This window comes from Enterobacter sp. I4, from assembly GCF_022669095.1.
Classification (GTDB): Bacteria; Pseudomonadota; Gammaproteobacteria; order Enterobacterales; family Enterobacteriaceae; genus Enterobacter; species Enterobacter pasteurii.
Genome location: NZ_JALBUO010000001.1, coordinates 966,140 through 991,908, shown reverse-complemented (window position 1 = coordinate 991,908; position 25,769 = coordinate 966,140). Strand labels below are relative to the sequence as shown.

Here is a 25,769-nt window from a genome sequence, read left to right as displayed (position 1 = left end):
GTGCCCCGTTCTCTCCTCTGCGAAAATGGGGTTTTCCCTGCCCTTTCGCCCATGACTGATAACGCTGTACTTCAACTACGCGCCGAACGCCTTGCGCGCGCAACTCGCCCCTTTCTTGCACGAGGCAACCGTATTCGCCGCTGCCAGCGCTGCCTGTTGCCGCTGAAAGTTTGCCTGTGCGCAACGCTTTCACCGAGTACGGCGAGAAGCCGGTTTTGTCTGGTCATGTTCGATACCGAACCGATGAAGCCCAGCAATACGGGCCGCCTGATCGCCGATATTTTGCCAGACACCGCCGCGTTTCAGTGGTCACGCACCGAGCCACCTCAGGCGCTGCTCGACGTGGTGGCAAGCCCGGACTATCAGCCAATGGTCGTTTTTCCCGCATCGTATGCAGGCGAACATCGCCAGGTGCTTTCGGCACCGCCATCCGGTAAGCCGCCGCTGTTCATCATGCTTGACGGCACCTGGACGGAAGCGAGAAAGATGTTTCGCAAAAGTCCGTATCTCGACGCGCTGCCGGTGATTTCCGTCGATCTGTCGCGCGTTTCAGCCTATCGCCTGCGTGAGGCCCATGCTGACGGGCAATACTGTACCGCCGAAGTGGCCATTGCACTTCTGGACCTGGCGGGAGACGCCCGGGCAGCAGGCGCGCTGGGTAACCACTTCTCCTGCTTCCGCGAACGTTATCTTGCGGGAAAAACCGTTCATAAGGGCAGTATCACAGCAACAGAGCCAGAAAGCGTTTAAAATCATCAGGTCGCTTGCATTCACGGGAGGCCTGCATGAGCCAGAGAGGGTTAGAAGCGCTACTACGTCCGAAATCCATTGCCGTTATTGGCGCTTCAATAAAGCCGGATCGCGCAGGCTATCTGATGATGCGTAACCTGCTGGCAGGCGGGTTTAACGGCCCGGTGATGCCCGTCACCCCTGCCTATAAAGCGGTACAGGGCGTGCTGGCGTGGCCGGACGTGCAAAGTTTACCTTTTGTTCCCGATCTCGCGGTGCTCTGTACGAATGCCAGACGAAACCTCGACCTGCTGGAATCGCTCGGCCAGAAAGGCTGCAAGACCTGTATTATTCTCTCATCGCCTCCTGAACAGCAGCCTGAGCTGCTGGCCTGCGCCAGCCGTTACCAGATGCGCATCCTGGGCCCGAATAGCCTCGGCCTGCTTGCGCCCTGGCAAGGGCTGAATGCCAGTTTTTCCCCGGTTCCGATCCGCAAAGGCAAGCTGGCCTTTATTTCGCAGTCGGCGGCCGTATCCAATACGATCCTCGACTGGGCGCAACAGCGGAAGATGGGCTTTTCCTACTTCATCGCCCTCGGCGACAGCCTGGATATTGACGTCGATGAGCTGCTGGATTTCCTGGCGCGCGACAGCAAAACCAGCGCTATTCTTCTCTACCTTGAGCACCTGAGCGACGCCCGCCGCTTTGTGTCGGCCTCTCGTAGCGCATCGCGTAATAAACCGATTCTGGTCATCAAAAGCGGCCGTAGTCCTGCGGCCCAGCGCCTGCTGCATTCCCATTCCGGGATGGATCCCGCCTGGGATGCCGCCATCCAGCGCGCCGGTCTGCTGCGGGTACAGGATACGCACGAGCTTTTTTCCGCCGTCGAAACATTAAGCCACATGCGCCCCTTGCGCGGCGAGAAGCTGATGATCGTCAGCAACGGTGCCGCTCCCGCCGCTCTGGCGCTGGACGAGCTGTGGCTGCGCAACGGCAAGCTGGCAACGCTGGGAGAAGAGACGCTTCAGCGCCTGGGTGAGGCACTGCCGGGAAGCGTTGCGCCCGGTAACCCGCTCGATTTACGCGATGATGCCAGCAGTGACCGCTACATAAAGGCGATATCGATTTTGCTGGATAGTCAGGATTTTGATGCACTCATGATTATCCATTCGCCCAGCGCGGTCGCGCCGGGCAGCGAAAGCGCGCGTGCGCTGATTGAGGCCGTCCGAAACCATCCACGCGGTAAATATGTCACCTTACTGACCAACTGGTGCGGCGAGTTCTCCTCGCAGGAAGCGCGACGTCTGTTTAGTGAAGCCGGGTTGCCAACCTATCGTACTCCGGAGGGCACCATTACGGCGTTTATGCATATGGTTGAGTACCGGCGCAACCAGAAGCAGCTGCGTGAAACGCCTGCCCTGCCGGGCAATCTGACGGCAAACTCCGTGGACGTTCACAGGCTGTTGCAGCAGGCCATCGAAGAAGGCGCAACTTCCCTTGATACCCATGAGGTGCAGCCCATTCTTGGCAGCTATGGAATGCAAACCCTGCCAACCTGGATTGCCAGCGATAGCGCTGAGGCGGTGCATATCGCTGAACAGATTGGCTATCCGGTCGCGCTGAAGCTGCGCTCGCCCGATATTCCGCATAAGTCAGATGTTCAGGGCGTGATGCTGTACCTGCGCACCGCGACGGAAGTTCAGCAGGCTGCGGACGCCATTATCGATCGCGTTAAAATGACATGGCCCCAGGCCAGGATCCACGGTCTGCTGGTGCAGAGCATGGCTAACCGTGCGGGAGCGCAGGAACTGCGGGTAGTTGTGGAGCACGATCCGGTTTTTGGTCCACTTATTATGCTGGGTGAAGGGGGTGTCGAATGGCGTCCAGAAGAGCAGGCGGTGGTCGCTCTCCCGCCGCTTAACATGAACCTGGCGCGTTATCTGATTATTCAGGCTATCAAAAGCAAAAAGATCCGCGGACGAAGCGCCCTGAGGCCGCTTGATATCGCCGGGTTAAGTCAGTTTCTGGTGAAGGTCTCTAACCTGATTGTCGACTGCGCCGAGATCCAGCGCCTGGATATCCACCCGCTCCTCGCCTCCGGGAATGAATTTACTGCCCTGGACGTGACGCTGGATATTGCGCCATTCGTCGGAGACCGGGAAAGCCGTCTCGCCATCCGTCCTTATCCTCTTCAGCTTGAAGAGTGGGTGGAGATGAAAAATGGCGAGCAGGCGCTGTTTCGCCCTATCCTTCCGGAAGATGAGCCGCTGCTGCGGGAATTTATCTCGCAGGTGACAAAGGAAGATTTGTACTATCGCTATTTCAGTGAAATCAACGAATTTACCCACGATGATTTAGCCAATATGACCCAGATCGACTACGATCGAGAAATGGCGTTCGTGGCAGTGCGCCGTTCCGGGCAAAGAGATGAAATACTTGGCGTGACGCGCGCCATTTCCGACCCGGACAACGTGGATGCGGAGTTTGCCGTGCTGGTGCGTTCCGATCTTAAAGGTTTGGGGTTGGGCAGGCGGCTGCTCGAAAAGCTTATTGGCTATACGCGCGATCACGGATTGTTACGCCTGAATGGCATTACTATGCCAAACAATCGGGGCATGGTGACCCTGGCGCGGAAACTTGGTTTTGACGTTGATATCCAGCTGGATGAAGGCATCGTCTCCCTTTCGCTCAGCCTGAGTTCCACGGATAAACAGAAGTAAGCTGCTGGAAATGTTACCCACTTTTCACGGCACTGGGGTATCATTGTCCGCTTATGTTGTTTGCCTGGTACAGACAACCCTTCAATGAACAGAGAAGAAACGCACTGTGATGTTGTCAAAATTTAAGCGTAACAAACATCAACAACACCTTGCTCAACTACCGAAGATTTCTCAGTCAGTTGATGATGTAGAGTTCTTTTATGCTCCCGCTCGCTTCCGGGAGACGCTTCTGGAAAAGATTGCCAGCGCGACGCGACGCATCTGCATTGTGGCGCTCTATCTTGAACAGGATGAAGGTGGGCGCGCGATCCTGAACGCGCTCTATGAAGCGAAACGTCAGCGTCCTGAACTGGACGTTCGCGTGCTGGTTGACTGGCACCGTGCGCAGCGTGGCCGTATTGGCGCGGCTGCTTCAAACACAAACGCTGACTGGTATTGCCGCACGGCCCAGGAAAACCCGGGTATTGATATCCCGGTGTATGGCGTGCCGGTGAATACCCGTGAAGCGCTTGGCGTACTCCATTTCAAAGGATTTATCATTGATGACAGCGTCCTCTACAGCGGCGCCAGCCTGAATGATGTTTACCTCCATCAGCTCGATAAATACCGTTACGATCGCTACCATCTGATCCGCAATCCGCAGATGGCTGACATCATGTTTAACTGGGTTGATAAAAACCTGGTGCATGGACGCGGTGTTAACCGCCTTGACGATCCTCATCGCCCTAAAAGCCCGGAAATCAAAAATGAGGTTCGTTCCTTCCGTCAGGAGCTGCGCGACGCGGTGTATCGCTTCCAGGGTGATGCCAATAACGAAGAGCTGTCCGTTACGCCGCTGGTAGGGTTAGGAAAATCCAGCCTGCTGAACAAGACTATCTTCCATTTGATGCCGTGCGCGGAGCACAAGCTCACTATCTGCACGCCGTACTTCAACCTTCCCGCCGTTCTGGTGCGTAATATCATTCAGCTGCTGCGTGATGGTAAAAAGGTAGAAATCATCGTCGGGGATAAAACGGCAAATGACTTCTTCATTCCGGAAGATCAGCCTTTCAAGATCATCGGCGCACTACCCTATCTTTATGAGATCAACCTGCGTCGTTTCCTGAGCCGTTTGCAGTACTATGTGAACACCGACCAGCTGGTTGTACGTCTCTGGAAAGACGAAGACAATAGCTACCACCTCAAGGGGATGTGGGTTGATGATGAGTGGATGCTACTGACCGGTAATAACCTGAACCCGCGCGCCTGGCGTCTGGATCTGGAAAATGCCATTCTTATTCACGATCCTCAGCATGCGCTGGCCGCGAAACGCGATCGTGAGCTGGAGCTTATACGCACCCATACGACCGTTGTTCGTCACTATCGCGATCTGCAAAGCATCGCTGACTATCCGGTTAAGGTCCGTAAGCTGATACGCCGTCTGCGCCGGATCCGTATCGATCGCCTCATCAGCCGCATTCTGTAATATACGGGCCCTGTCAACGACGGGGCTTTTTTATGGAGCCTGTTATGCGTATCCCTCTCCTGTTAATTCCCCTTTGCCTGACCGGCTGTAGCCATATGGCCAATGATAACTGGTCAGGTCAGGATAAAGCTCAACACTTTCTGGCCTCTGCAATGTTGTCCGCAGCGGGCAATGAGTATGCGCAGCATCAGGGATATAGCCGGGATCGAAGTGCCGCAATTGGCCTGATGTTCTCTGTAAGCCTGGGGGCATCGAAAGAACTATGGGACAGCCGACCCTCGGGAAGCGGCTGGAGCTGGAAAGATTTCGCCTGGGACGTAGCCGGTGCAACAACCGGCTACGCCGTCTGGCAGATGGCGCATTATTAAAGGCGAATACCTTTTCCTTTGCGATGCAGCATCAGCGAGACAATGAATGCCAGCGCCCCCATGATGGTGACATACCAGAAGAAGGTTGTTTCACTGCCCCATGACTTAAGCGAAAGCGCGACGTACTCAGCCGATCCGCCGAACAGGGCGTTAGCGACTGCGTAAGAGAGCCCAACGCCTAGCGCCCTCACCTGTGCCGGAAACATCTCTGCTTTCAAAATACCGCTAATTGCCGTGTAAAAACTGATAATAATCAGTGCCACCATGATCAGCGCAAAAGCGACATACGGAGAGGTGGTATGCTGGAGGGCAGTCAGAAGCGGAACGGTGCCAAGGGTAAGCAAGCCGCCAAAGATGAGCATTGACGTGCGGCGACCTATTTTGTCCGACAGCGCACCCACAATCGGCTGGATCAGCATAAAGACAAGTAACGCCACCGTCATGATGACGCTCGCAACGTTGGCATGCATGCCCGTCGTGTTAACGAGATATTTTTGCATGTAGGTGGTGAAGGTATAGAAGCTCAACGAGCCTGCGGCGGTAAAGCCTAATACCATCAAAAATGCTTTGCGGTTTCGCCAGAGGCCTTTCATCGAACCGGCTTCTTTCAGCGCCCTGACCTCCTGTTGAGAGGTTTCATCAAGCTGACGGCGTAACCATAGCGCCACGACCGCCAGGGCAGCCCCCATGGCAAACGGGATACGCCAGCCCCAGGCGCGTAAATCTTCATCGCTAAGGATCTGTTGGAGGATCACCACAACCAGTAACGCCAGCAGCTGCCCGCCAATGAGGGTCACATACTGGAAGGACGCATAGAAACCTTTTCGTCCTTCTACGGCCACTTCACTCATGTATGTCGCACTGGTGCCGTATTCTCCACCGACTGAAAGTCCCTGGAACAGACGGGCCAATAGCAGCAGCGCGGGTGCCCATGTTCCGATAACGTCATACCCTGGCAAGCAGGCAATTACCAGCGAGCCGACGCACATCATACAGACAGAGATAAGCATGGAGGTCTTGCGCCCTTTTCTGTCCGCGATCCTGCCGAACAGCCATCCACCAATAGGACGCATCAGGAACCCGGCAGCAAAAACGCCAGCGGTTTGCAGAAGCTGAGTAGTGGTATTCCCGGACGGGAAAAAGATATGCGCGAAGTAGAGCGAGCAGAATGAATAGACGTAAAAATCAAACCATTCTACCAGGTTCCCCGATGAGGCCCCAACGATTGCCCAAACCCGACGGCGAGTATCCTTGTCTGCTAAATTTGTATTATCCGTATCTGCACTGGCTACGGTTTCTGTCATTTTAAATCCCCTGTATCACATTGCGGGCCATTGCCCACAAACAGTAAAACCGGATTTAAAACGAATCGTTAGGTAAATAAAATGTTTCGAATATGTTTCATTGCGTTTTGTGAAGTCGATCAGGTATCGAATTATTAGCGAACGTAGTAATTAGCCCCACGCCTGCTGGTGCGCCTTCTTTCGCTGCAAATAATCTTCATCCGCCCGAATCTTATCCCACCAGGTTTTGAATACCGCAGCGGCTTCAGCTTTTACAGGATCGTGGTCGAGGGGTTTGACCTGGCGTTTCTCATCATACTTTTTACCGCCTTTATGATTTGCATATCGCCGGGCGCGCGTGTAGCCCATTTGAATGAACTTGCGTGCCATATCCATACCCACAAAATCATTTTGCTGACGGTATTCTTCAAACAGGGCATATATCGCTTTTGCCGAGCGCGCTGCGACTTCAGCATTTTTGTAGCGCCAGTGCGGAAGGATTTCGCTTTTATAAGGTTCGACCATCAATACGCCCTGTTCACCCCGACCTACCTGATACAGTTCGGGATGCTCGCGAAAATTAATGGTGGCAAAATCTTGTTGGTAATCAAAGGGACGTGTCAAAGCGGCACCATTGTTAAGAATCGTTTTAACAATTGTAGGCACGGTCAGGCTGTGCCGCCACCCGGCACTTTCTCGTGCACAAAGCAAAAAACCCCGCACCTTACGGTACGGGGTTCTTCTTGATTGATGCCTGGCAGTTCCCTACTCTCACATGGGGAGACCCCACACTACCATCGGCGCTACGGCGTTTCACTTCTGAGTTCGGCATGGGGTCAGGTGGGACCACCGCGCTAAAGCCGCCAGGCAAATTCTGTGCTCTGTCCTGTGTCTTTTGGGCTGATACTGCGTTGGCTGCTCTCGTAAAGTCAGTCACATACCTCAGTATGCTCCTTCCTTTCCTTCGCTTGCCGCCTTGTCTCAGCGCAAAATCCTTCGGACTCTGAATCAAAGCTGAAAATTCTGTCTCTTCGCCAAAACATCTTCGGCGTTGTAAGGTTAAGCCTCACGGTTCATTAGTATCGGTTAGCTCAACGCATCGCTGCGCTTACACACCCGACCTATCAACGTCATAGTCTTTAACGTTCCTTCAGGAGACTTAAAGTCTCAGGGAGAACTCATCTCGGGGCAAGTTTCGTGCTTAGATGCTTTCAGCACTTATCTCTTCCGCATTTAGCTACCGGGCAGTGCCATTGGCATGACAACCCGAACACCAGTGATGCGTCCACTCCGGTCCTCTCGTACTAGGAGCAGCCCCCCTCAATTCTCCAGCGCCCACGGCAGATAGGGACCGAACTGTCTCACGACGTTCTAAACCCAGCTCGCGTACCACTTTAAATGGCGAACAGCCATACCCTTGGGACCTACTTCAGCCCCAGGATGTGATGAGCCGACATCGAGGTGCCAAACACCGCCGTCGATATGAACTCTTGGGCGGTATCAGCCTGTTATCCCCGGAGTACCTTTTATCCGTTGAGCGATGGCCCTTCCATTCAGAACCACCGGATCACTATGACCTGCTTTCGCACCTGCTCGCGCCGTCACGCTCGCAGTCAAGCTGGCTTATGCCATTGCACTAACCTCCTGATGTCCGACCAGGATTAGCCAACCTTCGTGCTCCTCCGTTACTCTTTGGGAGGAGACCGCCCCAGTCAAACTACCCACCAGACACTGTCCGCAACCCGGATTACGGGTCTACGTTAGAACACCAGCCATTAAAGGGTGGTATTTCAAGGTTGGCTCCACGCAGACTGGCGTCCACGCTTCAAAGCCTCCCACCTATCCTACACATCAAGGACCAGTGTTCAGTGTCAAGCTATAGTAAAGGTTCACGGGGTCTTTCCGTCTTGCCGCGGGTACACTGCATCTTCACAGCGAGTTCAATTTCACTGAGTCTCGGGTGGAGACAGCCTGGCCATCATTACGCCATTCGTGCAGGTCGGAACTTACCCGACAAGGAATTTCGCTACCTTAGGACCGTTATAGTTACGGCCGCCGTTTACCGGGGCTTCGATCAAGAGCTTCGCGTTGCCGCTAACCCCATCAATTAACCTTCCGGCACCGGGCAGGCGTCACACCGTATACGTCCACTTTCGTGTTTGCACAGTGCTGTGTTTTTAATAAACAGTTGCAGCCAGCTGGTATCTTCGACTGATTTCAGCTCCACCCGCAGGGGCTTCACCTACATATCAGCGTGCCTTCTCCCGAAGTTACGGCACCATTTTGCCTAGTTCCTTCACCCGAGTTCTCTCAAGCGCCTTGGTATTCTCTACCTGACCACCTGTGTCGGTTTGGGGTACGATTTCGTGTTACCTGATGCTTAGAGGCTTTTCCTGGAAGCAGGGCATTTGTTACTTCAGCACCGTAGTGCCTCGTCATCACACCTCAGCGTTAAAAAGGTACCGGATTTACCTGGAACCTCCGCCTACATGCTTAAACCGGGACAACCGTCGCCCGGCTAACATAGCCTTCTCCGTCCCCCCTTCGCAGTAACACCAAGTACAGGAATATTAACCTGTTTCCCATCGACTACGCCTTTCGGCCTCGCCTTAGGGGTCGACTCACCCTGCCCCGATTAACGTTGGACAGGAACCCTTGGTCTTCCGGCGAGCGGGCTTTTCACCCGCTTTATCGTTACTTATGTCAGCATTCGCACTTCTGATACCTCCAGCACCCCTCACAGGACACCTTCAACGGCTTACAGAACGCTCCCCTACCCAACAACGCCTAAGCGTCGCTGCCGCAGCTTCGGTGCATGGTTTAGCCCCGTTACATCTTCCGCGCAGGCCGACTCGACCAGTGAGCTATTACGCTTTCTTTAAATGATGGCTGCTTCTAAGCCAACATCCTGGCTGTCTGTGCCTTCCCACATCGTTTCCCACTTAACCATGACTTTGGGACCTTAGCTGGCGGTCTGGGTTGTTTCCCTCTTCACGACGGACGTTAGCACCCGCCGTGTGTCTCCCGTGATAACATTCTTCGGTATTCGTAGTTTGCATCGGGTTGGTAAGCCGGGATGGCCCCCTAGCCGAAACAGTGCTCTACCCCCGAAGATGAGTTCACGAGGCGCTACCTAAATAGCTTTCGGGGAGAACCAGCTATCTCCCGGTTTGATTGGCCTTTCACCCCCAGCCACAGGTCATCCGCTAATTTTTCAACATTAGTCGGTTCGGTCCTCCAGTTAGTGTTACCCAACCTTCAACCTGCCCATGGCTAGATCACCGGGTTTCGGGTCTATACCCTGCAACTTAACGCCCAGTTAAGACTCGGTTTCCCTTCGGCTCCCCTATACGGTTAACCTTGCTACAGAATATAAGTCGCTGACCCATTATACAAAAGGTACGCAGTCACCCCATAAAGAGGCTCCCACTGCTTGTACGTACACGGTTTCAGGTTCTTTTTCACTCCCCTCGCCGGGGTTCTTTTCGCCTTTCCCTCACGGTACTGGTTCACTATCGGTCAGTCAGGAGTATTTAGCCTTGGAGGATGGTCCCCCCATATTCAGACAGGATACCACGTGTCCCGCCCTACTCTTCGAGTTCACAGCATGTGTGCTTTCGTGTACGGGACTATCACCCTGTACCGTCGGACTTTCCAGACCGTTCCACTAACACACAAGCTGATTCAGACTCCGGGCTGCTCCCCGTTCGCTCGCCGCTACTGGGGGAATCTCGGTTGATTTCTTTTCCTCGGGGTACTTAGATGTTTCAGTTCCCCCGGTTCGCCTCGTTAGCCTATGTATTCAGCTAACGATAGTGCAACGAATTGCACTGGGTTTCCCCATTCGGACATCGCCGGGTCAAGGGTTCATATCACCTCGCCGGCGCTTTTCGCAGATTAGCACGTCCTTCATCGCCTCTGACTGCCAGGGCATCCACCGTGTACGCTTAGTCGCTTAACCTCACAACCCGAAGATGTTTCACTTCTGATTGCGAAAATTTGAGAGACTCGAACACACATGAGCTGTGTGTCGTTTCAATTTTCAGCTTGATCCAGATTTTTAAAGAGCAAATATCTCAAACGTGACTCGCAAGTCAGTTTTGAGATATGACGGCAGGTGACTTTCACTCACGAACCAGCAAGTGGCGTCCCCTAGGGGATTCGAACCCCTGTTACCGCCGTGAAAGGGCGGTGTCCTGGGCCTCTAGACGAAGGGGACACTGAAGTCTCAATCGCAAGACGCCTTGCTGTTTACTTTTCATCAGACAATCTGTGTGAGCACTACAAAGGCAGGTTCTTTAAGGTAAGGAGGTGATCCAACCGCAGGTTCCCCTACGGTTACCTTGTTACGACTTCACCCCAGTCATGAATCACAAAGTGGTAAGCGCCCTCCCGAAGGTTAAGCTACCTACTTCTTTTGCAACCCACTCCCATGGTGTGACGGGCGGTGTGTACAAGGCCCGGGAACGTATTCACCGTAGCATTCTGATCTACGATTACTAGCGATTCCGACTTCATGGAGTCGAGTTGCAGACTCCAATCCGGACTACGACGCACTTTATGAGGTCCGCTTGCTCTCGCGAGGTCGCTTCTCTTTGTATGCGCCATTGTAGCACGTGTGTAGCCCTACTCGTAAGGGCCATGATGACTTGACGTCATCCCCACCTTCCTCCAGTTTATCACTGGCAGTCTCCTTTGAGTTCCCGGCCGGACCGCTGGCAACAAAGGATAAGGGTTGCGCTCGTTGCGGGACTTAACCCAACATTTCACAACACGAGCTGACGACAGCCATGCAGCACCTGTCTCAGAGTTCCCGAAGGCACCAATCCATCTCTGGAAAGTTCTCTGGATGTCAAGAGTAGGTAAGGTTCTTCGCGTTGCATCGAATTAAACCACATGCTCCACCGCTTGTGCGGGCCCCCGTCAATTCATTTGAGTTTTAACCTTGCGGCCGTACTCCCCAGGCGGTCGACTTAACGCGTTAGCTCCGGAAGCCACGCCTCAAGGGCACAACCTCCAAGTCGACATCGTTTACGGCGTGGACTACCAGGGTATCTAATCCTGTTTGCTCCCCACGCTTTCGCACCTGAGCGTCAGTCTTTGTCCAGGGGGCCGCCTTCGCCACCGGTATTCCTCCAGATCTCTACGCATTTCACCGCTACACCTGGAATTCTACCCCCCTCTACAAGACTCTAGCCTGCCAGTTTCGAATGCAGTTCCCAGGTTGAGCCCGGGGATTTCACATCCGACTTGACAGACCGCCTGCGTGCGCTTTACGCCCAGTAATTCCGATTAACGCTTGCACCCTCCGTATTACCGCGGCTGCTGGCACGGAGTTAGCCGGTGCTTCTTCTGCGGGTAACGTCAATCGGTAAGGTTATTAACCTTACCGCCTTCCTCCCCGCTGAAAGTGCTTTACAACCCGAAGGCCTTCTTCACACACGCGGCATGGCTGCATCAGGCTTGCGCCCATTGTGCAATATTCCCCACTGCTGCCTCCCGTAGGAGTCTGGACCGTGTCTCAGTTCCAGTGTGGCTGGTCATCCTCTCAGACCAGCTAGGGATCGTCGCCTAGGTGAGCCGTTACCCCACCTACTAGCTAATCCCATCTGGGCACATCCGATGGCAAGAGGCCCGAAGGTCCCCCTCTTTGGTCTTGCGACGTTATGCGGTATTAGCTACCGTTTCCAGTAGTTATCCCCCTCCATCAGGCAGTTTCCCAGACATTACTCACCCGTCCGCCACTCGTCAGCGAAGCAGCAAGCTGCTTCCTGTTACCGTTCGACTTGCATGTGTTAGGCCTGCCGCCAGCGTTCAATCTGAGCCATGATCAAACTCTTCAATTTAAGTTTGATGCTCGTGAATTAAACTTCGTAATGAATTACGTATGTTCACTCAGAGACTTGGTATTCATTTTTCGTCTTGCGACGTTAAGAATCCATGTCACTTTGAGTGCCCACACAGATTGTCTGATAAATTGTTAAAGAGCAGTGCCGCTTCGTTTTTCGCTGCGGCGCGGGGTGTGCATATTACGCTTTCCCGCTTCAGAGTCAAGCGATTATTTCGCTTTTCTCTGCTGACCCGGCGGCTTGCGTGCCGTTGTTCCGTGTCAGTGGAGGCGCATTATAGGGAGTAATTCCGAAGCTGCAAGGATAAAATGAAAATTATTTACTGACTGCTCACTTTCCAGGCAAATCGCATCCCAGACCTCAATTCTCGCCTGGTTTTTAAACAAAAACGAGCCGCAAGCGGCTCGTTTTTGCGTTTTGTGACTTACTGCACTGCCACAATTCGATCGTCGTTGGCTTCCAGTCGGATAACTTTGCCCGGAACCAGCTCCCCGGAAAGGATTTGCTGCGCCAGCGGGTTTTCGATCTGCTGCTGGATTGCACGTTTTAATGGACGCGCGCCATAAACAGGATCGTAACCATTCGCGCTCAGCAGCTTCAGCGCATCATCGGAGATGTGGATTTCATAACCACGCTCTTCAAGACGTTTATACAGACGCTGCAGCTGGATCTGTGCAATCGACGCAATGTGTTTCTCACCCAGCGGATGGAACACCACGACTTCATCAATACGGTTGATGAACTCCGGACGGAAGTTTTGGCTGACTACCCCCAGTACCAGATCCTTCATATGGCTGTAATCCAGCTCGCCGAAGCGTTCCTGAATCAAATCGGAACCCAGGTTCGAAGTCATGATCACCACCGTATTACGGAAGTCAACCGTTCTGCCTTGCCCATCCGTCAGACGGCCATCATCCAGTACCTGCAACAGGATGTTGAACACGTCAGGATGCGCCTTCTCCACCTCATCCAGCAGGATGACGGAATAAGGACGACGACGCACCGCTTCCGTCAGGTAACCGCCCTCTTCATAGCCGACATATCCTGGAGGTGCACCAACCAGACGCGAGACGGAGTGTTTTTCCATAAACTCGGACATATCGATACGCACCATCGCGTCATCGCTGTCGAACATAAAGTTAGCCAGCGCTTTACACAGCTCGGTTTTACCGACACCGGTTGGCCCCAGGAACAGGAACGAACCGATTGGGCGGTTTGGATCGGACAGCCCCGCGCGACTACGACGAATGGCGTTGGAAACCGCCTCAACGGCCTCGTTCTGACCAATCACGCGCTGGTGCAGATCCTGCTCCATGCGCAGCAGTTTCTCACGTTCGCTTTCCATCATGCGGGCAACGGGGATACCGGTCCAGCGCGCCAGCACTTCGGCAATCTCAGCATCCGTCACTTTATTACGCAGCAGACGCATGGTTTTGCCTTCCGACTGCGTGGCAATCTCAAGCTGTTTTTCCAGTTCAGGAATTTTGCCGTACTGCAACTCGGACATCCGCGCCAAATCACCTACGCGGCGCGCCTGCTCAATGGCAATTTTCGCCTGTTCCAGCTCCGCCTTGATCGTCTGGGTGCCAGAAAGCGACGCTTTCTCGGCTTTCCACTCTTCTTCTAACTCAGAATACTGGCGCTCTTTCTCTTCCAGCTCTTCGTTGAGCATATCCAGGCGTTTCTTACTCGCTTCATCAGACTCTTTGTTCAGCGCCTGCTGTTCCAGCTTGAGCTGAATAATGCGGCGATCGAGTCGGTCCAGCTCTTCCGGTTTCGAGTCAATCTGCATACGGATGCTGGACGCGGCTTCATCAATAAGGTCGATTGCTTTATCCGGCAGCTGGCGGTCAGCGATATAACGATGCGAAAGCGTCGCCGCCGCAACGATGGCCGGGTCAGTGATCTGCACATGATGGTGCAGTTCATAACGCTCTTTCAGACCACGCAGGATCGCGATGGTATCTTCAACGCTTGGCTCAGCAACAAACACCTTCTGGAAACGACGCTCCAGCGCGGCATCTTTTTCAATGTACTGACGATACTCGTCCAGCGTGGTGGCACCAACGCAGTGAAGTTCACCACGCGCCAGCGCAGGTTTCAGCATGTTCCCGGCATCCATTGCGCCGTCAGCTTTACCTGCCCCGACCATGGTATGCAGTTCGTCGATAAACAGGATGACGTTACCTTCCTGTTTTGCCAGATCGTTCAGCACGCCTTTCAGACGCTCTTCGAACTCGCCGCGATACTTCGCCCCGGCCACCAGCGCGCCCATATCCAGTGCCAGCACGCGGCGGCCCTTCAGCCCTTCCGGCACTTCACCATTAACGATACGCTGCGCCAGCCCTTCAACGATGGCGGTTTTACCAACGCCGGGCTCACCAATCAGCACCGGGTTATTTTTGGTACGACGCTGCAATACCTGAATAGTACGGCGAATTTCTTCGTCACGGCCGATCACCGGGTCAAGCTTGCCCTGCTCGGCACGTTCGGTCAGATCGACCGTAAATTTCTTCAAAGCCTGACGTTGGTCTTCGGCTCCCTGATCGTTCACGCTTTCACCTCCACGCATTTTCTCAATCGCCTGAGTCACGTTGGCGGTGGTAGCGCCGGCAGATTTCAGCAGGTCGGTCAAGGTACCGCGTGATTCAAGCGCCGCCAGAACAAACAGCTCTGACGAAATAAAATTGTCCCCACGCTTTTGCGCCAGCTTGTCGCAAAGGTTCAGCACGCGCACCAGATCCTGTGACGGCTGCACGTCGCCGCCGGTACCTTCCACCTGCGGTAAACGACTCAGCGCCTGATCGATGGCGGTGCGTAACTGGCCGGCATTAATGCCAGCGGACGTTAATAAAGGACGTACCGATCCCCCTTCCTGATTCAGCAAGGCGCTCATTAAATGAAGAGGTTCGATAAATTGGTTGTCGTGCCCCAGTGCGAGGGACTGGGCATCGGCGAGAGCAAGCTGGAATTTATTAGTAAGACGATCCAGACGCATAACTCCTCCCATAACAGGTCAAATTTGCTACTGGAGATTAAATGAGGTCATCCCTCAATTATTCAAGGTTAATGACCTGAATTATGTGAAAAGAAAACAGCGCGTGCCGGATCGTCTTGATTCTATAGGTTATATCAGCCAAATGAAACTTGCCATACGACCCGTGGTCTTGTCGCGGCGATAGGAGAAGAAATCATCGTTTTCGGTGAAGGTACAGCGATCGCCGCCAAAGATCTGCGTTACGCCGACATTATTTAACCGTTGGCGGGCAAGCTGATAAATATCGGCCAGATATTTATCGCCGGAAGCCACAAACGCATTAGCCGCCTGAGCATCTTTTTCCATAAAGGCTTCGCGCACCTCTGGCCCCACCTCAAACGCGCGAGGTCCAATCGCCGGGCCAAGCCAGGCAATGATGTTAGCGGGATTGTCCTGGAAGCAGGCGACGGTCTCCTCCAGCACGCCTTCGCACAGGCCACGCCAGCCGGCGTGCGCCGCAGCCACTTCCGTGCCCGCCTGGTTGCAAAACAACACGGGCAGGCAATCGGCGGTCATTACCGCGCAAACCGTTCCCGGAATATTACTGTATGAGGCATCGGCACGTTTAGACGCATACGGTTCCCCGGACAGCGTCAGTACCGCTTTACCATGCACCTGCTCAAGCCAGACCGGTTTTGAAGGCAGATTTCCGGCAGCAAAGAGGCGCTTACGGTTCTCTTCAACGTGCTCCGGGTTATCGCCACAGTGTGCGCCAAGGTTTAGAGACGCCCATGCGCCCTGGCTCACGCCACCGATGCGGGTTGAACTACAGGCAGCCACACCCTCAGGCAGCGGCCACTCCGGGACAATCAGCTTGGTCATAACCAGTCCACGTGATCCTTATGTTCTTCGAAATCCGCGCGCATCGCGTCGATAAGTTCCACCATATCCTGCGGGATCGGCGCATGCCATTCCATCTGAATACCGGTAATTGGGTGGTAAAGACGCAGCATGGTTGCATGCAGGGCCTGGCGATCGAATTTGCGCAGCACGGAGATAAATTCATCCGACGCCCCCTTTGGCGGACGGGGACGACCGCCGTACACCGGGTCCCCCACCAGCGGATGGGTAATGTGCGCCATGTGCACGCGGATCTGGTGAGTACGTCCGGTTTCCAGACGCAGACGCAGGCGCGTATGAATGCGGAAATGCTCCATGATGCGGTAATGCGTGACGGCAGGTTTACCCATCGGATGCACGGACATATGAGTACGTTTGGTAGGGTGACGGCTGATTGGCTCTTCAACCGTGCCGCCAGCGGTCATATGACCAATCGCTACCGCTTCATACTCGCGGGTAATTTCGCGCAGCTGCAAGGATTCTACCAGGCGAGTCTGAGCCGGGACCGTTTTCGCCACCACCATCAGGCCGGTGGTGTCTTTATCCAGACGGTGAACGATACCGGCGCGCGGTACGTCCGCAATTGGCGGATAATAATGGAGGAGTGCGTTCAGTACCGTACCATCAGGATTACCCGCTCCAGGGTGAACAACAAAGTCACGCGGCTTGTTGATGACCAGAATGTCGTCATCTTCATAGACGATGTTCAGGGGGATATCCTGCGGCTCGAAGCGGACTTCCTCTTCGATTTCAGCATTGATGGCGACAGCTTCCCCACCAAACACTTTCTCTTTTGGTTTGTCCCAGATCTTGCCGTTTACCAGCACACGCTGGTCAAGGATCCATTCTTTTATGCGTGAACGCGAATAATCAGGGAACAATTCGGCCAAAGCCTGATCTAAGCGTTGACCGAGCTGATTTTCGGAGACTGTTGCGGTGAGTTCTACTCGTTGTGCCATAAACTGCTTCTTCGTTTAACGTTGGGTTTTACGGCTTTGCCGTTTAATATAGTGTGCTATTGTAGCTGGTCTTAATCGGGAGCAGGAACTGAGTTTCTCCCGGACAAACATTTGAGGAAAGTCAAAACGTCATGACGCGCATGAAATATCTGGTGGCAGCGGCCACGTTGAGCCTGGCTTTGGTGGGCTGCTCCGGTTCGAATGAACAGGTCCCTGACAATCCGCCGAATGAAATCTATGCGACTGCACAACAAAAGTTGCAGGACGGTAACTGGAAACAGGCGATAACGCAACTGGAAGCGTTGGATAATCGCTATCCGTTTGGTCCGTATTCGCAGCAGGTACAGTTAGATCTTATCTATGCCTACTACAAAAATGCCGATCTGCCTTTGGCTCAGGCTACTATCGATCGTTTCATGCGTCTGAACCCTACCCATCCTAACATCGATTATGTGATGTACATGCGCGGCCTGACCAACATGGCGCTGGATGACAGCGCACTGCAGGGCTTCTTCGGGGTGGATCGTTCTGACCGTGACCCGCAGCACGCGCGTGATGCTTTCAATGACTTCTCAAAGCTGGTCCGTAGCTATCCGAACAGCCAGTACATTACCGATGCCACCAAGCGTCTGGTGTTCCTGAAAAATCGCCTGGCGAAATATGAATACTCCGTAGCGGAATACTACACCCGCCGTGGCGCATGGGTTGCCGTGGTTAACCGTGTGGAAGGCATGCTGCGTGATTATCCGGATACGCAGGCAACGCGTGATGGCCTGAAGCTGATGGAAAACGCCTATCGTGAAATGCAGATGACCGCTCAGGCTGACAAAGTCGCGAAAATCATCGCCGCGAACAGCAGCAACACCTGATCTCGCTTCAAAGCAAAACGGCAGCCCGATGGCTGCCGTTTTTGTATACATTCCAGACCTCAGCTGAAGCGGTTTAGCCTCAACACATCCTGTCAACTATGACCGTAAATTCTGGGTTCGACAAGGTAAATCTCGCCTCTTCCTGCCCTGCCTCACAAAAAAGATTCCCTGACAAAAACCGACAAAATAACGTGATCTAAATCACACATTTTGACATTAGGTCGGGTATGCTGGAATCACCAAGACGGAAAGACAAGAGGTAAAATTTATGACAATGAACATTACCAGTAAACAAATGGAAATTACTCCGGCAATCCGCCAGCACGTCGCAGACCGTCTCGCCAAACTGGATAAATGGCAAACACATTTGATTAATCCACATATCATCCTGTCCAAGGAGCCACAGGGTTTCGTCGCTGATGCAACTATCAATACTCCAAACGGCCATCTGGTCGCCAGCGCAAAACACGAGGATATGTACACCGCAATTAACGATTTGATCAACAAGCTGGAACGGCAGCTCAATAAAGTGCAACACAAAGGTGAAGCCCGTCGCGCCACAACATCGGTGAAAGACGCCAGCTTCGCGGAAGAAGTTGAAGAAGAGTAATCCTTTAAATTGAGTGTACCGACAACGCGCCTCCGGGCGCGTTTTTTATTGACAGGATTAAAACAGTACAGGTACTTTAACGATATCAATTTCAGGATGACCCCATGAAACAGACGCCGTTTTTCTTCGCATTCTTTTTTACCTTCCCCTGACCGGGAGGCGTTTCGTCGTGTGATAAAGAATGCGAAGACGAACAACAAGGCCTCCCCCACCGGGAGGCCTTTTTTTTGATAACGATAAAAGAGACAGGCAACACTATGACACCGGAAAACCCGCTACTGGATTTACGCGTAAAAATCAGCGCGCTTGACGAAAAATTACTGGCTCTGCTGGCTGAACGCCGTTCACTGGCCATTGAAGTGGGTAAAGCCAAGCTGGACTCCCATCGGCCGGTGCGCGATATCGATCGCGAGCGCGATTTACTGGAACGGTTGATTCAGCTCGGTAAAGCACATCATCTGGATGCTCACTACATTACTCGCCTGTTCCAGCTCATCATCGAAGATTCCGTTCTGACTCAGCAGGCCCTGCTCCAGCAGCATCTGAACAAAACCAACCCGCACTCTGCTCGTATTGCCTTTCTCGGCCCGAAAGGCTCCTATTCGCACCTGGCGGCGCGCCAGTACGCGGCCCGCCATTTCGAGGAGTTTATTGAGAGCGGCTGCGCGAAATTTGCTGATATTTTCAACCAGGTCGAAACCGGCCAGGCCGATTACGCCGTGGTGCCCATTGAGAACACCAGTTCCGGCGCCATCAACGATGTTTACGATCTGCTTCAGCATACCAGCCTGTCGCTGGTAGGCGAGTTGACTATTCCTATCGACCACTGCGTGCTGGTTTCCGGCTCAACCGATTTGCATCAGATCGAAACGGTTTACAGCCATCCGCAGCCGTTCCAGCAGTGCAGCCAGTTCCTGAACCGCTATCCGAACTGGAAAATTGAGTACACCGAAAGTACCTCGGCGGCGATGGAAAAAGTAGCGCAGGCAAACTCTCCTGCCGTCGCTGCACTCGGTAGCGAAGCGGGCGGCGCGCTGTATGGCCTGCAGGTGCTGGAGCGTAATCTGGCAAACCAGACTCAGAACATTACGCGTTTCATTGTTCTGGCCCGCAAGGCCATCAACGTGTCAGATCAGGTTCCGGCTAAAACTACCCTGCTGATGGCGACCGGCCAGCAGGCAGGGGCGCTGGTAGAAGCGCTGCTGGTACTGCGCAACCACAACCTGATCATGACGAAGCTGGAATCGCGCCCTATTCATGGCAATCCGTGGGAAGAGATGTTTTATCTCGACGTGCAGGCAAATCTGGAATCTGCATCCATGCAGAAAGCCCTGCGCGAACTGGGCGAGATCACCCGTTCGATGAAAGTGCTGGGCTGCTATCCGAGCGAAAACGTGGTCCCGGTTGACCCGGCTTAACGTTCGATAAAGCGGCTTTTCTTCATCCCTGCCACATTAACCGGCAGGGTGAAGATGGCGCCGGAAAGGGGATATTTCGCCAGCTCCTCCGCCTCCATATTTTCCCGCGTGGTGGTGATAAACAGCGTTTTCATATCGTCCCCGCCAAAGCAGACCATCGTCGGACAGCGTACCGGCAGCCGGTACTCTTCCAGCTGTTCTCCCTGCGGTGAAAATCGCGCTATCCGCCAGCCGTCAAACAGCGCGCTCCAGTAGCATCCTTCCTCATCCATTGCCGCACCGTCGGGTATCCCCTCCCCCTCGCTAAACCGGCGAAACGCTTCGCGCTTACCGGGTTCGCCAGACTCATCCAGCGGCGTACGGTAGATGACACCGTTTGGCGTGTCTGAGGTAAACATCCACTGCTCGTCCGGGCTAAACGCTAAGCCGTTATGCCCGTGAATGTCGCACTGGATCACCTTCGGCGTCAGATCGTTGTCGATACGCATCAGTATGGCGCCGTTATAATCTCCCGGTCCCCAGAACGTGCCCGCGTAAAAGCGCCCCTGCCGATCGGTTCCGCCATCGTTAAACCGCGCAAGCTGCGGGTTGGACGGGTTATCACATACCTTACGCTGGAGCAGGCCGTGTTTATCGGCCAGCCAGATAGCGTTACGCATCGCGACGATAAAGCCGCCGCGCTCACGCAGGGCAAAACACCCCACTTCTTCATGAAATGAGAGCACCGTATGCTCTGCGGTAGGCAGATGATAGCGATGGATCTCCCCTTCCAGAATATCCGCCCAGTAAAGCGCCTTCTCTTCTGCGCTCCACGTCGGGCATTCGGGCAGATGCCCGGTGTAGTTCAACAGCAGCTGCGGTTCAGCCATGACAGTTCCCCAAAATGAAAAAAGCCAGCATTGCTGGCTTTCAGTATATACATCATCGGATTACTGGCGACTGTCATTTGCCTGGCGCAACAGCGTGCGGCTTTCACTCTGGAAACGCGTGGCGTAATCGCCGAACCAGTGCTCCACCTTACGGAAGCTGTCGATAAAGGCCTGCTTGTCGCCGTGCTCCAGCAAGGTGATGGCTTCGCCAAAGCGCTGATAGTAGCGTTTGATCAGCGCCAGATTATTTTCAGACGACATGATAATGTCGGCATAAAGCTGCGGATCCTGCGCAAACAGACGCCCGACCATCGCCAGCTCCAGGCGGTAGATTGGCGAGGAAAGTGCCAGCAGTTGTTCAAGCTGAACATTTTCTTCCGCCAGATGCAGCCCATAGGCAAAGGTCGCAAAGTGGCGCAGCGCCTGAATGAAGGCCATGTTCTGGTCGTGCTCTACTGCGCTAATGCGGTGCAAGCGAGCGCCCCAGACCTGAATTTGTTCCAGGAACCACTGATAGGCTTCCGGCTGCCGTCCGTCACAGTAAACCACCACCTGCTTCGCCAGGCTGCCGCTGTCCGGGCCAAACATCGGGTGTAACCCAAGCACCGGGCCGGTATGCGCAGCCAGCATTGCCTGCAGCGGACCATTTTTAACGGAGGCCAGATCCACCAGAATGCAATCATCCGGTAAAGGAGGAAGCTTCCCGATGATCTGCTCCGTGACGTGGATCGGCACGCTGACGATAACCATTCCGGCATCTTTCATGAGTTCCGGGGCATGCTCCCAGTCCTCTTTTTCCAGAATGCGTACCTGGTAGCCAGAAAGCGTCAGCATTTTTTCAAACAGACGGCCCATCTGACCGCCGCCGCCGACGATAACCACCGGGCGCAGCGAAGGACAAAGGGTTTTGAAGCCCTTATCGTTTTCGCTGGAATAGGACTCGCGCATGACGCGACGCAGGACATCCTCAATCAAATCCGGAGAAACGCCCAGCGCCTGCGCCTCTTTGCGGCGGGAGGCGAGCATCGAGGCCTCGCGCTCCGGGACGTAAATCGGCAGGCCGTATTTGCTTTTAACCTCGCCGACCTCAGCCACCAGCGCCATGCGGCGTGCCAGTAGATCCAGCAGCGCCTTATCCACTTCATCTATTTGATCGCGTAATGCGGTCAATTCAGCAACCATAACTACCCTCTTAAGCCAGACGCGTCGCCAGCTGGCCGTTCAAATCTTTGTGGATCTCACGCAGCAGCGCATCGGTGGTTTCCCAGCTGATGCAGGCATCCGTTACGGAGACGCCGGGCTTCATCGCGCTGCGCGGCTGTTCCGATGACTGATTACCTTCATGAATGTTACTCTCAATCATCAAACCGATAATTGAACGGTTGCCATCTTTAATCTGTGCAATCACAGATTCTGCAACCGCAGGCTGGCGACGGTAATCTTTATTCGAATTGCCATGACTGCAATCTACCATCAGCGCCGGGCGCAGTCCCGCCTGTTCCATCTCTTTTTCACACTGCGCAACATCCGCCGGGCTGTAGTTTGGCGCTTTACCGCCGCGCAGGATCACATGTCCGTCCGGGTTACCCTGGGTTTGCAGCAGGCAAACCTGGCCCGCCTGGTTAATACCGACAAAACGGTGCGGCATGGCGGCCGCACGCATGGCGTTAATCGCCGTAGCGAGGCTACCGTCGGTGCCGTTTTTAAAACCAACCGGCATAGACAGGCCAGAGGCCATCTCGCGGTGGGTTTGTGATTCGGTTGTACGTGCACCAATCGCAGACCAGCTGAACAGGTCGCCGAGGTACTGCGGGCTGTTCGGATCCAGCGCTTCGGTTGCCAGCGGCAGCCCCATGCTCACCAGCTCCACCAGCAGGCGACGCGCAATCTTTAGCCCTGCCTCCACGTCAAACGAGCCATCCATGTGCGGATCGTTAATCAGCCCTTTCCAGCCAACCGTGGTGCGTGGCTTTTCAAAATAGACGCGCATCACCAGATAGAGGCTATCGCTGACCTCCTCCGCTAATGCTTTAAATCGACGTGCGTACTCAATGGCGGTTTCAGGATCGTGAATCGAGCAAGGGCCGCATACCACCAGCAGGCGCGGATCGCGACCCGCGATGATGTCAGAGATGGTCTGGCGCGAGTGCTCAATCTGCGCCTCCTGCGCAACGCTCAGCGGGAATTCTGCCTTCAGCTGATCCGGAGTAATTAAAACCTGTTCGTCAGTGATATGTACGTTGTTCAGCGCGTCTTTTTGCATGATTGCGATCCTGTAAAACTCGTTTGCGATAGTGGATGTCCTCAATGAGGTGGAACAACGATACCATAACAAGTAAAGATTTCAATCCAAAATACGTACACTTTAATTTACACAAAGCAAATAATTGCGAAAAACAGTGCGCACAATCGTAAATATAAAATTACACCCCTGGAGAGTTAAGCCAGGCTATGCTCAAAAAAAGGAGACACGCTATGCGTCCATTTGCTCTTGTGCTGCTGCTGATTTTATCGGGTTGTCAGATCGATCCTTATACATTCCAGCCCCACTGGACCAGCCCGGACTGGTTCAGCGCAGGTAAAGAAGACGCCATGAACGGCGTTCCGGTTAAAGATAACCAGACGCTGGCCGATAGTTTTAACGACCCGCAGGTGGATCGGGCTGAATATCTCCGAGGCTACGCCGACGGACGGAAAAAAATATGTGAAGAAGGCTTTATTCACGCCTGGGGATTAGCGGGAAAATCATTCCCTGCCAGCTGTGCCAACACGGAGAATGCTGCCAGGCTGCACGATTCATGGCAAACGGGAATGGATAAAAGCATGAGTTCCACCAGGCTTAATTGAGCCTATCTCAATTCTCCGGAATATAAGCACGCGTGAGATTTAGCTTAGGTCAACCCGGGGATATTTCTGACATAATGACGACTTTGACAAAAAATGGTATTCTGCCTGCAACTCTTAAGGACATCTATTTCCGGAGCAGTTTGGCGGACTCTGATGAGAAATGCATTCTTGATCGCTTTGCTCCGACTAACGCTGGCGCTAATGCTGCTCCTTATGGTGGGCCCTGTTGCCGCTGGCACGTTTACGGAAACGGATAAATCGGTACGTTCGATTGTTTCAGGTATTGTGAGCTATACCCGATGGCCCGCGCTGTCCGGCCAGCCTAAACTCTGCATCTATGCCTCTTCTCACTATACCCATGCGCTCAGCAGTGAAGATGAGCAAAACCCGTTGCCCTATGTCCCTGTCATTGTGCACAGCGACCGGGAAGCACTCACCGCAACGTGTGATGCCCTTTATTTCGGGACTGAATCCCCAGCTAAGCAGCTGGAATTAATAAGCGAATACCAGGGCCGGGCGTTACTCTTAATGTCAGAGCAAAATCCTGAATGCGTTATTGGTAGCGCATTTTGTCTGATTATAGAGCACAACCAGGTCAGGTTTTCCGTCAATCTAGATGCCCTAACGCGCAGTGGTGTCAGAGTCAATCCGGATGTATTAATGCTCGCACGGAATAAGAAGCATGAATAAGGATGTCACATCAATACCGCGTCCAACGTTTAAAAGAACGTTGCGGCGAATCAGCATGATAAGCGTCATTATAACAATGACGTTTATATGGTTGCTGCTGTGTTTCGCTTCCGTGGTGACATTAAAGCAATACGCGCAAAAAAACCTTGAATTAACCGGTGCCACCATGAGCCACAGCCTTGAAGCCTCTCTGGTTTTCAATGATGCCGTGGCGGCAAATGAAACGCTGGCCGCCCTCGGTAAACAGGGGCAATTTTCCGTGGCGGAAGTGCTTAATGCGCATCAGAAACGGTTTGCCTGGTGGGCATGGAACCCGGCGAATAATACCGACACGCTGGGTACGCTGGTCAGCCGCTGGCTGTTCCCTGTTCCGATCGCACAGCCCATCATGCACAACGGCATTAAGATTGGCGAAATTCGCCTGACCGCACGAGACAGCCTGATCGGCCACTTTATCTGGCTGTCATTTGCGGTCCTCACCGGCTGCATTCTGTTTGCCTCTGCCGTCGCATTGACCATCACCCGTTCGCTGCATCACGGTATGGTCACTGAAATGCAAAACATTACAGAGGTTGTTCATGACGTACGCACCAACCGCAACTTCTCCCGCCGCGTAACGGAAGGCCGCATAGAAGAGTTCCACCAGTTTGGTGAAGACTTCAACAGCCTGCTGGATGAAATGGAGGAGTGGCAGCTTAAGCTACAGGCGAAAAACGCTCAGCTGTTGCGTACCGCCATGCACGACCCGCTCACCGGGCTCGCAAACCGCGCCGCGTTTCGCAACAATATTGCGGCATTAATGAACGACGCCTCTGCAAAAACCAATTCTGCCCTGCTCTTTCTGGACGGCGATAATTTCAAGTTTATCAACGATACCTGGGGCCATGCCGCGGGTGACTGCGTGCTAATCGAAGCCGCTAAAAGGATGGTCGAGTTTGGCGAAAAACGTCATCAGTCTTACCGTCTTGGCGGCGACGAGTTTGCCATGATCCTGTACGGCGTCCATTCAGAGCGTGAGGTCCAGAGCATTTGTGCTGCGCTGTCGCGGCAATTCATTCGTCCGTTCGATCTGCATAACGGACACACGGCATCGATGTCACTCAGCATTGGCTTTGCTCTGGCGTGGGAAAATGCCTCCGTCGAGGCATTACTGGAGCAAGCCGACCGCAATATGTACATGGTTAAAAACCAGCGTTCGAAAACAATATCCTGAAAG

19 protein-coding genes, 1 tRNA gene, 3 rRNA genes and 1 other annotated feature are annotated in these 25,769 nt (G+C 53.8%); of the genes, 11 read left to right on the top strand and 12 right to left on the bottom strand.

Annotation, left to right across the window (positions count from 1 at the left end):
• The first annotated feature begins 51 nt into the window (after nucleotides 1–51).
• The 4 genes from tapT (at nucleotide 52) to MOQ06_RS04710 (ending at nucleotide 5,282) form a co-directional block, all read left to right on the top strand.
• Nucleotides 52–750 (top strand): tRNA-uridine aminocarboxypropyltransferase, encoded by a 699-nt coding sequence (tapT, locus tag MOQ06_RS04730; RefSeq protein ID WP_242171507.1) that lies wholly within the window; start codon nucleotides 52–54, stop codon nucleotides 748–750.
• 35 nt (nucleotides 751–785) lie between these two features.
• Nucleotides 786–3,449 carry a protein lysine acetyltransferase gene (pat, locus tag MOQ06_RS04725; RefSeq protein ID WP_242171499.1) on the top strand — a complete coding sequence of 888 codons (2,664 nt, stop codon included), beginning with the start codon at nucleotides 786–788 and terminating at the stop codon, nucleotides 3,447–3,449.
• Nucleotides 3,450–3,558: 109 nt separating this feature from the next.
• The gene (gene pssA / locus MOQ06_RS04715) at nucleotides 3,559–4,914 is read left to right on the top strand and encodes a CDP-diacylglycerol--serine O-phosphatidyltransferase (RefSeq protein WP_148420615.1); all 1,356 of its coding nucleotides are present in this window, start codon (nucleotides 3,559–3,561) and stop codon (nucleotides 4,912–4,914) included.
• Between the two features lie 44 nt (nucleotides 4,915–4,958).
• The gene (locus MOQ06_RS04710; RefSeq protein ID WP_148420614.1) at nucleotides 4,959–5,282 is read left to right on the top strand and encodes a YfiM family lipoprotein; all 324 of its coding nucleotides are present in this window, start codon (nucleotides 4,959–4,961) and stop codon (nucleotides 5,280–5,282) included.
• On the opposite strand, the gene MOQ06_RS04705 is transcribed toward MOQ06_RS04710, so the two are convergent.
• From MOQ06_RS04705 to rluD, 9 genes are all read right to left on the bottom strand, one after another.
• Nucleotides 5,279–6,586: an MFS transporter gene (locus tag MOQ06_RS04705; RefSeq protein ID WP_148420613.1), complete on the bottom strand. Its 1,308-nt coding sequence runs from the start codon at nucleotides 6,584–6,586 to the stop codon at nucleotides 5,279–5,281. The two genes, MOQ06_RS04710 and MOQ06_RS04705, sit on opposite strands and share 4 nt — an antisense overlap.
• A 150-nt stretch (nucleotides 6,587–6,736) precedes the next feature.
• A complete protein-coding gene (locus tag MOQ06_RS04700; RefSeq protein WP_193355514.1) occupies nucleotides 6,737–7,189 on the bottom strand; it encodes a DUF4385 domain-containing protein in 453 nt (150 codons plus the stop codon).
• Between the two features lie 128 nt (nucleotides 7,190–7,317).
• Nucleotides 7,318–7,433: ribosomal RNA gene (gene rrf, locus MOQ06_RS04695) — 5S ribosomal RNA — on the bottom strand.
• A gap of 187 nt (nucleotides 7,434–7,620) precedes the next feature.
• Nucleotides 7,621–10,526 (bottom strand): 23S ribosomal RNA (locus MOQ06_RS04690).
• Between the two features lie 182 nt (nucleotides 10,527–10,708).
• A tRNA-Glu gene (locus tag MOQ06_RS04685) sits at nucleotides 10,709–10,784 on the bottom strand.
• A gap of 85 nt (nucleotides 10,785–10,869) precedes the next feature.
• Nucleotides 10,870–12,411: ribosomal RNA gene (locus tag MOQ06_RS04680) — 16S ribosomal RNA — on the bottom strand.
• Together the 16S, 23S and 5S rRNA genes with 1 tRNA gene alongside form the textbook arrangement of a ribosomal RNA operon.
• Before the next feature lie 427 nt (nucleotides 12,412–12,838).
• Nucleotides 12,839–15,412, bottom strand: coding sequence for an ATP-dependent chaperone ClpB (gene clpB / locus MOQ06_RS04675; RefSeq protein ID WP_193356633.1), 2,574 nt, complete (start codon nucleotides 15,410–15,412; stop codon nucleotides 12,839–12,841).
• Between the two features lie 129 nt (nucleotides 15,413–15,541).
• Complete coding sequence (gene yfiH / locus MOQ06_RS04670) at nucleotides 15,542–16,273, bottom strand: purine nucleoside phosphorylase YfiH (protein WP_148421517.1); 732 nt, start codon at nucleotides 16,271–16,273, stop codon at nucleotides 15,542–15,544.
• On the bottom strand, nucleotides 16,270–17,250 hold the full coding sequence (gene rluD, locus MOQ06_RS04665) for a 23S rRNA pseudouridine(1911/1915/1917) synthase RluD (protein ID WP_148421515.1): 981 nt from the start codon (nucleotides 17,248–17,250) through the stop codon (nucleotides 16,270–16,272). The genes yfiH and rluD overlap by 4 nt, the downstream gene beginning before the upstream one ends.
• Before the next feature lie 131 nt (nucleotides 17,251–17,381).
• Between rluD and bamD the strand changes: the two genes are divergently transcribed.
• From bamD to pheA, 4 genes are all read left to right on the top strand, one after another.
• Complete coding sequence (bamD, locus tag MOQ06_RS04660) at nucleotides 17,382–18,119, top strand: outer membrane protein assembly factor BamD (protein WP_148421513.1); 738 nt, start codon at nucleotides 17,382–17,384, stop codon at nucleotides 18,117–18,119.
• Nucleotides 18,120–18,387: 268 nt separating this feature from the next.
• The gene (raiA, locus tag MOQ06_RS04655) at nucleotides 18,388–18,729 is read left to right on the top strand and encodes a ribosome-associated translation inhibitor RaiA (RefSeq protein WP_006811628.1); all 342 of its coding nucleotides are present in this window, start codon (nucleotides 18,388–18,390) and stop codon (nucleotides 18,727–18,729) included.
• A 103-nt stretch (nucleotides 18,730–18,832) separates the two neighbouring features.
• Nucleotides 18,833–18,958 (top strand) — a sequence feature (Phe leader region).
• Nucleotides 18,834–18,881, top strand: coding sequence for a pheA operon leader peptide PheL (pheL, locus tag MOQ06_RS04650; RefSeq protein WP_100229775.1), 48 nt, complete (start codon nucleotides 18,834–18,836; stop codon nucleotides 18,879–18,881). Its footprint overlaps the feature before it by 48 nt.
• Before the next feature lie 28 nt (nucleotides 18,959–18,986).
• Nucleotides 18,987–20,147, top strand: a complete 1,161-nt coding sequence (pheA, locus tag MOQ06_RS04645) for a bifunctional chorismate mutase/prephenate dehydratase (RefSeq protein WP_176609713.1) — start codon at nucleotides 18,987–18,989, stop codon at nucleotides 20,145–20,147.
• Here pheA and MOQ06_RS04640 read toward each other — a convergent pair.
• The 3 genes from MOQ06_RS04640 to aroF are packed head-to-tail and all read right to left on the bottom strand — an operon-like array spanning nucleotide 20,144 to nucleotide 23,279.
• A complete protein-coding gene (locus tag MOQ06_RS04640; protein ID WP_242171483.1) occupies nucleotides 20,144–21,016 on the bottom strand; it encodes an SMP-30/gluconolactonase/LRE family protein in 873 nt (290 codons plus the stop codon). The genes pheA and MOQ06_RS04640 overlap by 4 nt on opposite strands.
• Nucleotides 21,017–21,076: 60 nt before the next feature.
• Nucleotides 21,077–22,198 carry a bifunctional chorismate mutase/prephenate dehydrogenase gene (gene tyrA, locus MOQ06_RS04635; RefSeq protein WP_120159269.1) on the bottom strand — a complete coding sequence of 374 codons (1,122 nt, stop codon included), beginning with the start codon at nucleotides 22,196–22,198 and terminating at the stop codon, nucleotides 21,077–21,079.
• A 10-nt stretch (nucleotides 22,199–22,208) separates the two neighbouring features.
• Nucleotides 22,209–23,279 (bottom strand): 3-deoxy-7-phosphoheptulonate synthase AroF, encoded by a 1,071-nt coding sequence (gene aroF / locus MOQ06_RS04630; RefSeq protein ID WP_006811632.1) that lies wholly within the window; start codon nucleotides 23,277–23,279, stop codon nucleotides 22,209–22,211.
• Nucleotides 23,280–23,491: 212 nt separating this feature from the next.
• Here aroF and MOQ06_RS04625 point away from each other — a divergent pair, with 212 nt between their 5' ends.
• The 3 genes from MOQ06_RS04625 (at nucleotide 23,492) to dgcN (ending at nucleotide 25,766) form a co-directional block, all read left to right on the top strand.
• Nucleotides 23,492–23,863, top strand: coding sequence for a DUF2799 domain-containing protein (locus MOQ06_RS04625; protein ID WP_242171474.1), 372 nt, complete (start codon nucleotides 23,492–23,494; stop codon nucleotides 23,861–23,863).
• Between the two features lie 153 nt (nucleotides 23,864–24,016).
• Nucleotides 24,017–24,553, top strand: coding sequence for a YfiR family protein (locus MOQ06_RS04620; protein WP_242171472.1), 537 nt, complete (start codon nucleotides 24,017–24,019; stop codon nucleotides 24,551–24,553).
• Nucleotides 24,546–25,766: a diguanylate cyclase DgcN gene (dgcN, locus tag MOQ06_RS04615; protein ID WP_242171469.1), complete on the top strand. Its 1,221-nt coding sequence runs from the start codon at nucleotides 24,546–24,548 to the stop codon at nucleotides 25,764–25,766. Before MOQ06_RS04620 ends, dgcN begins: the two co-directional genes overlap by 8 nt.
• Nucleotides 25,767–25,769 lie beyond the last annotated feature (3 nt).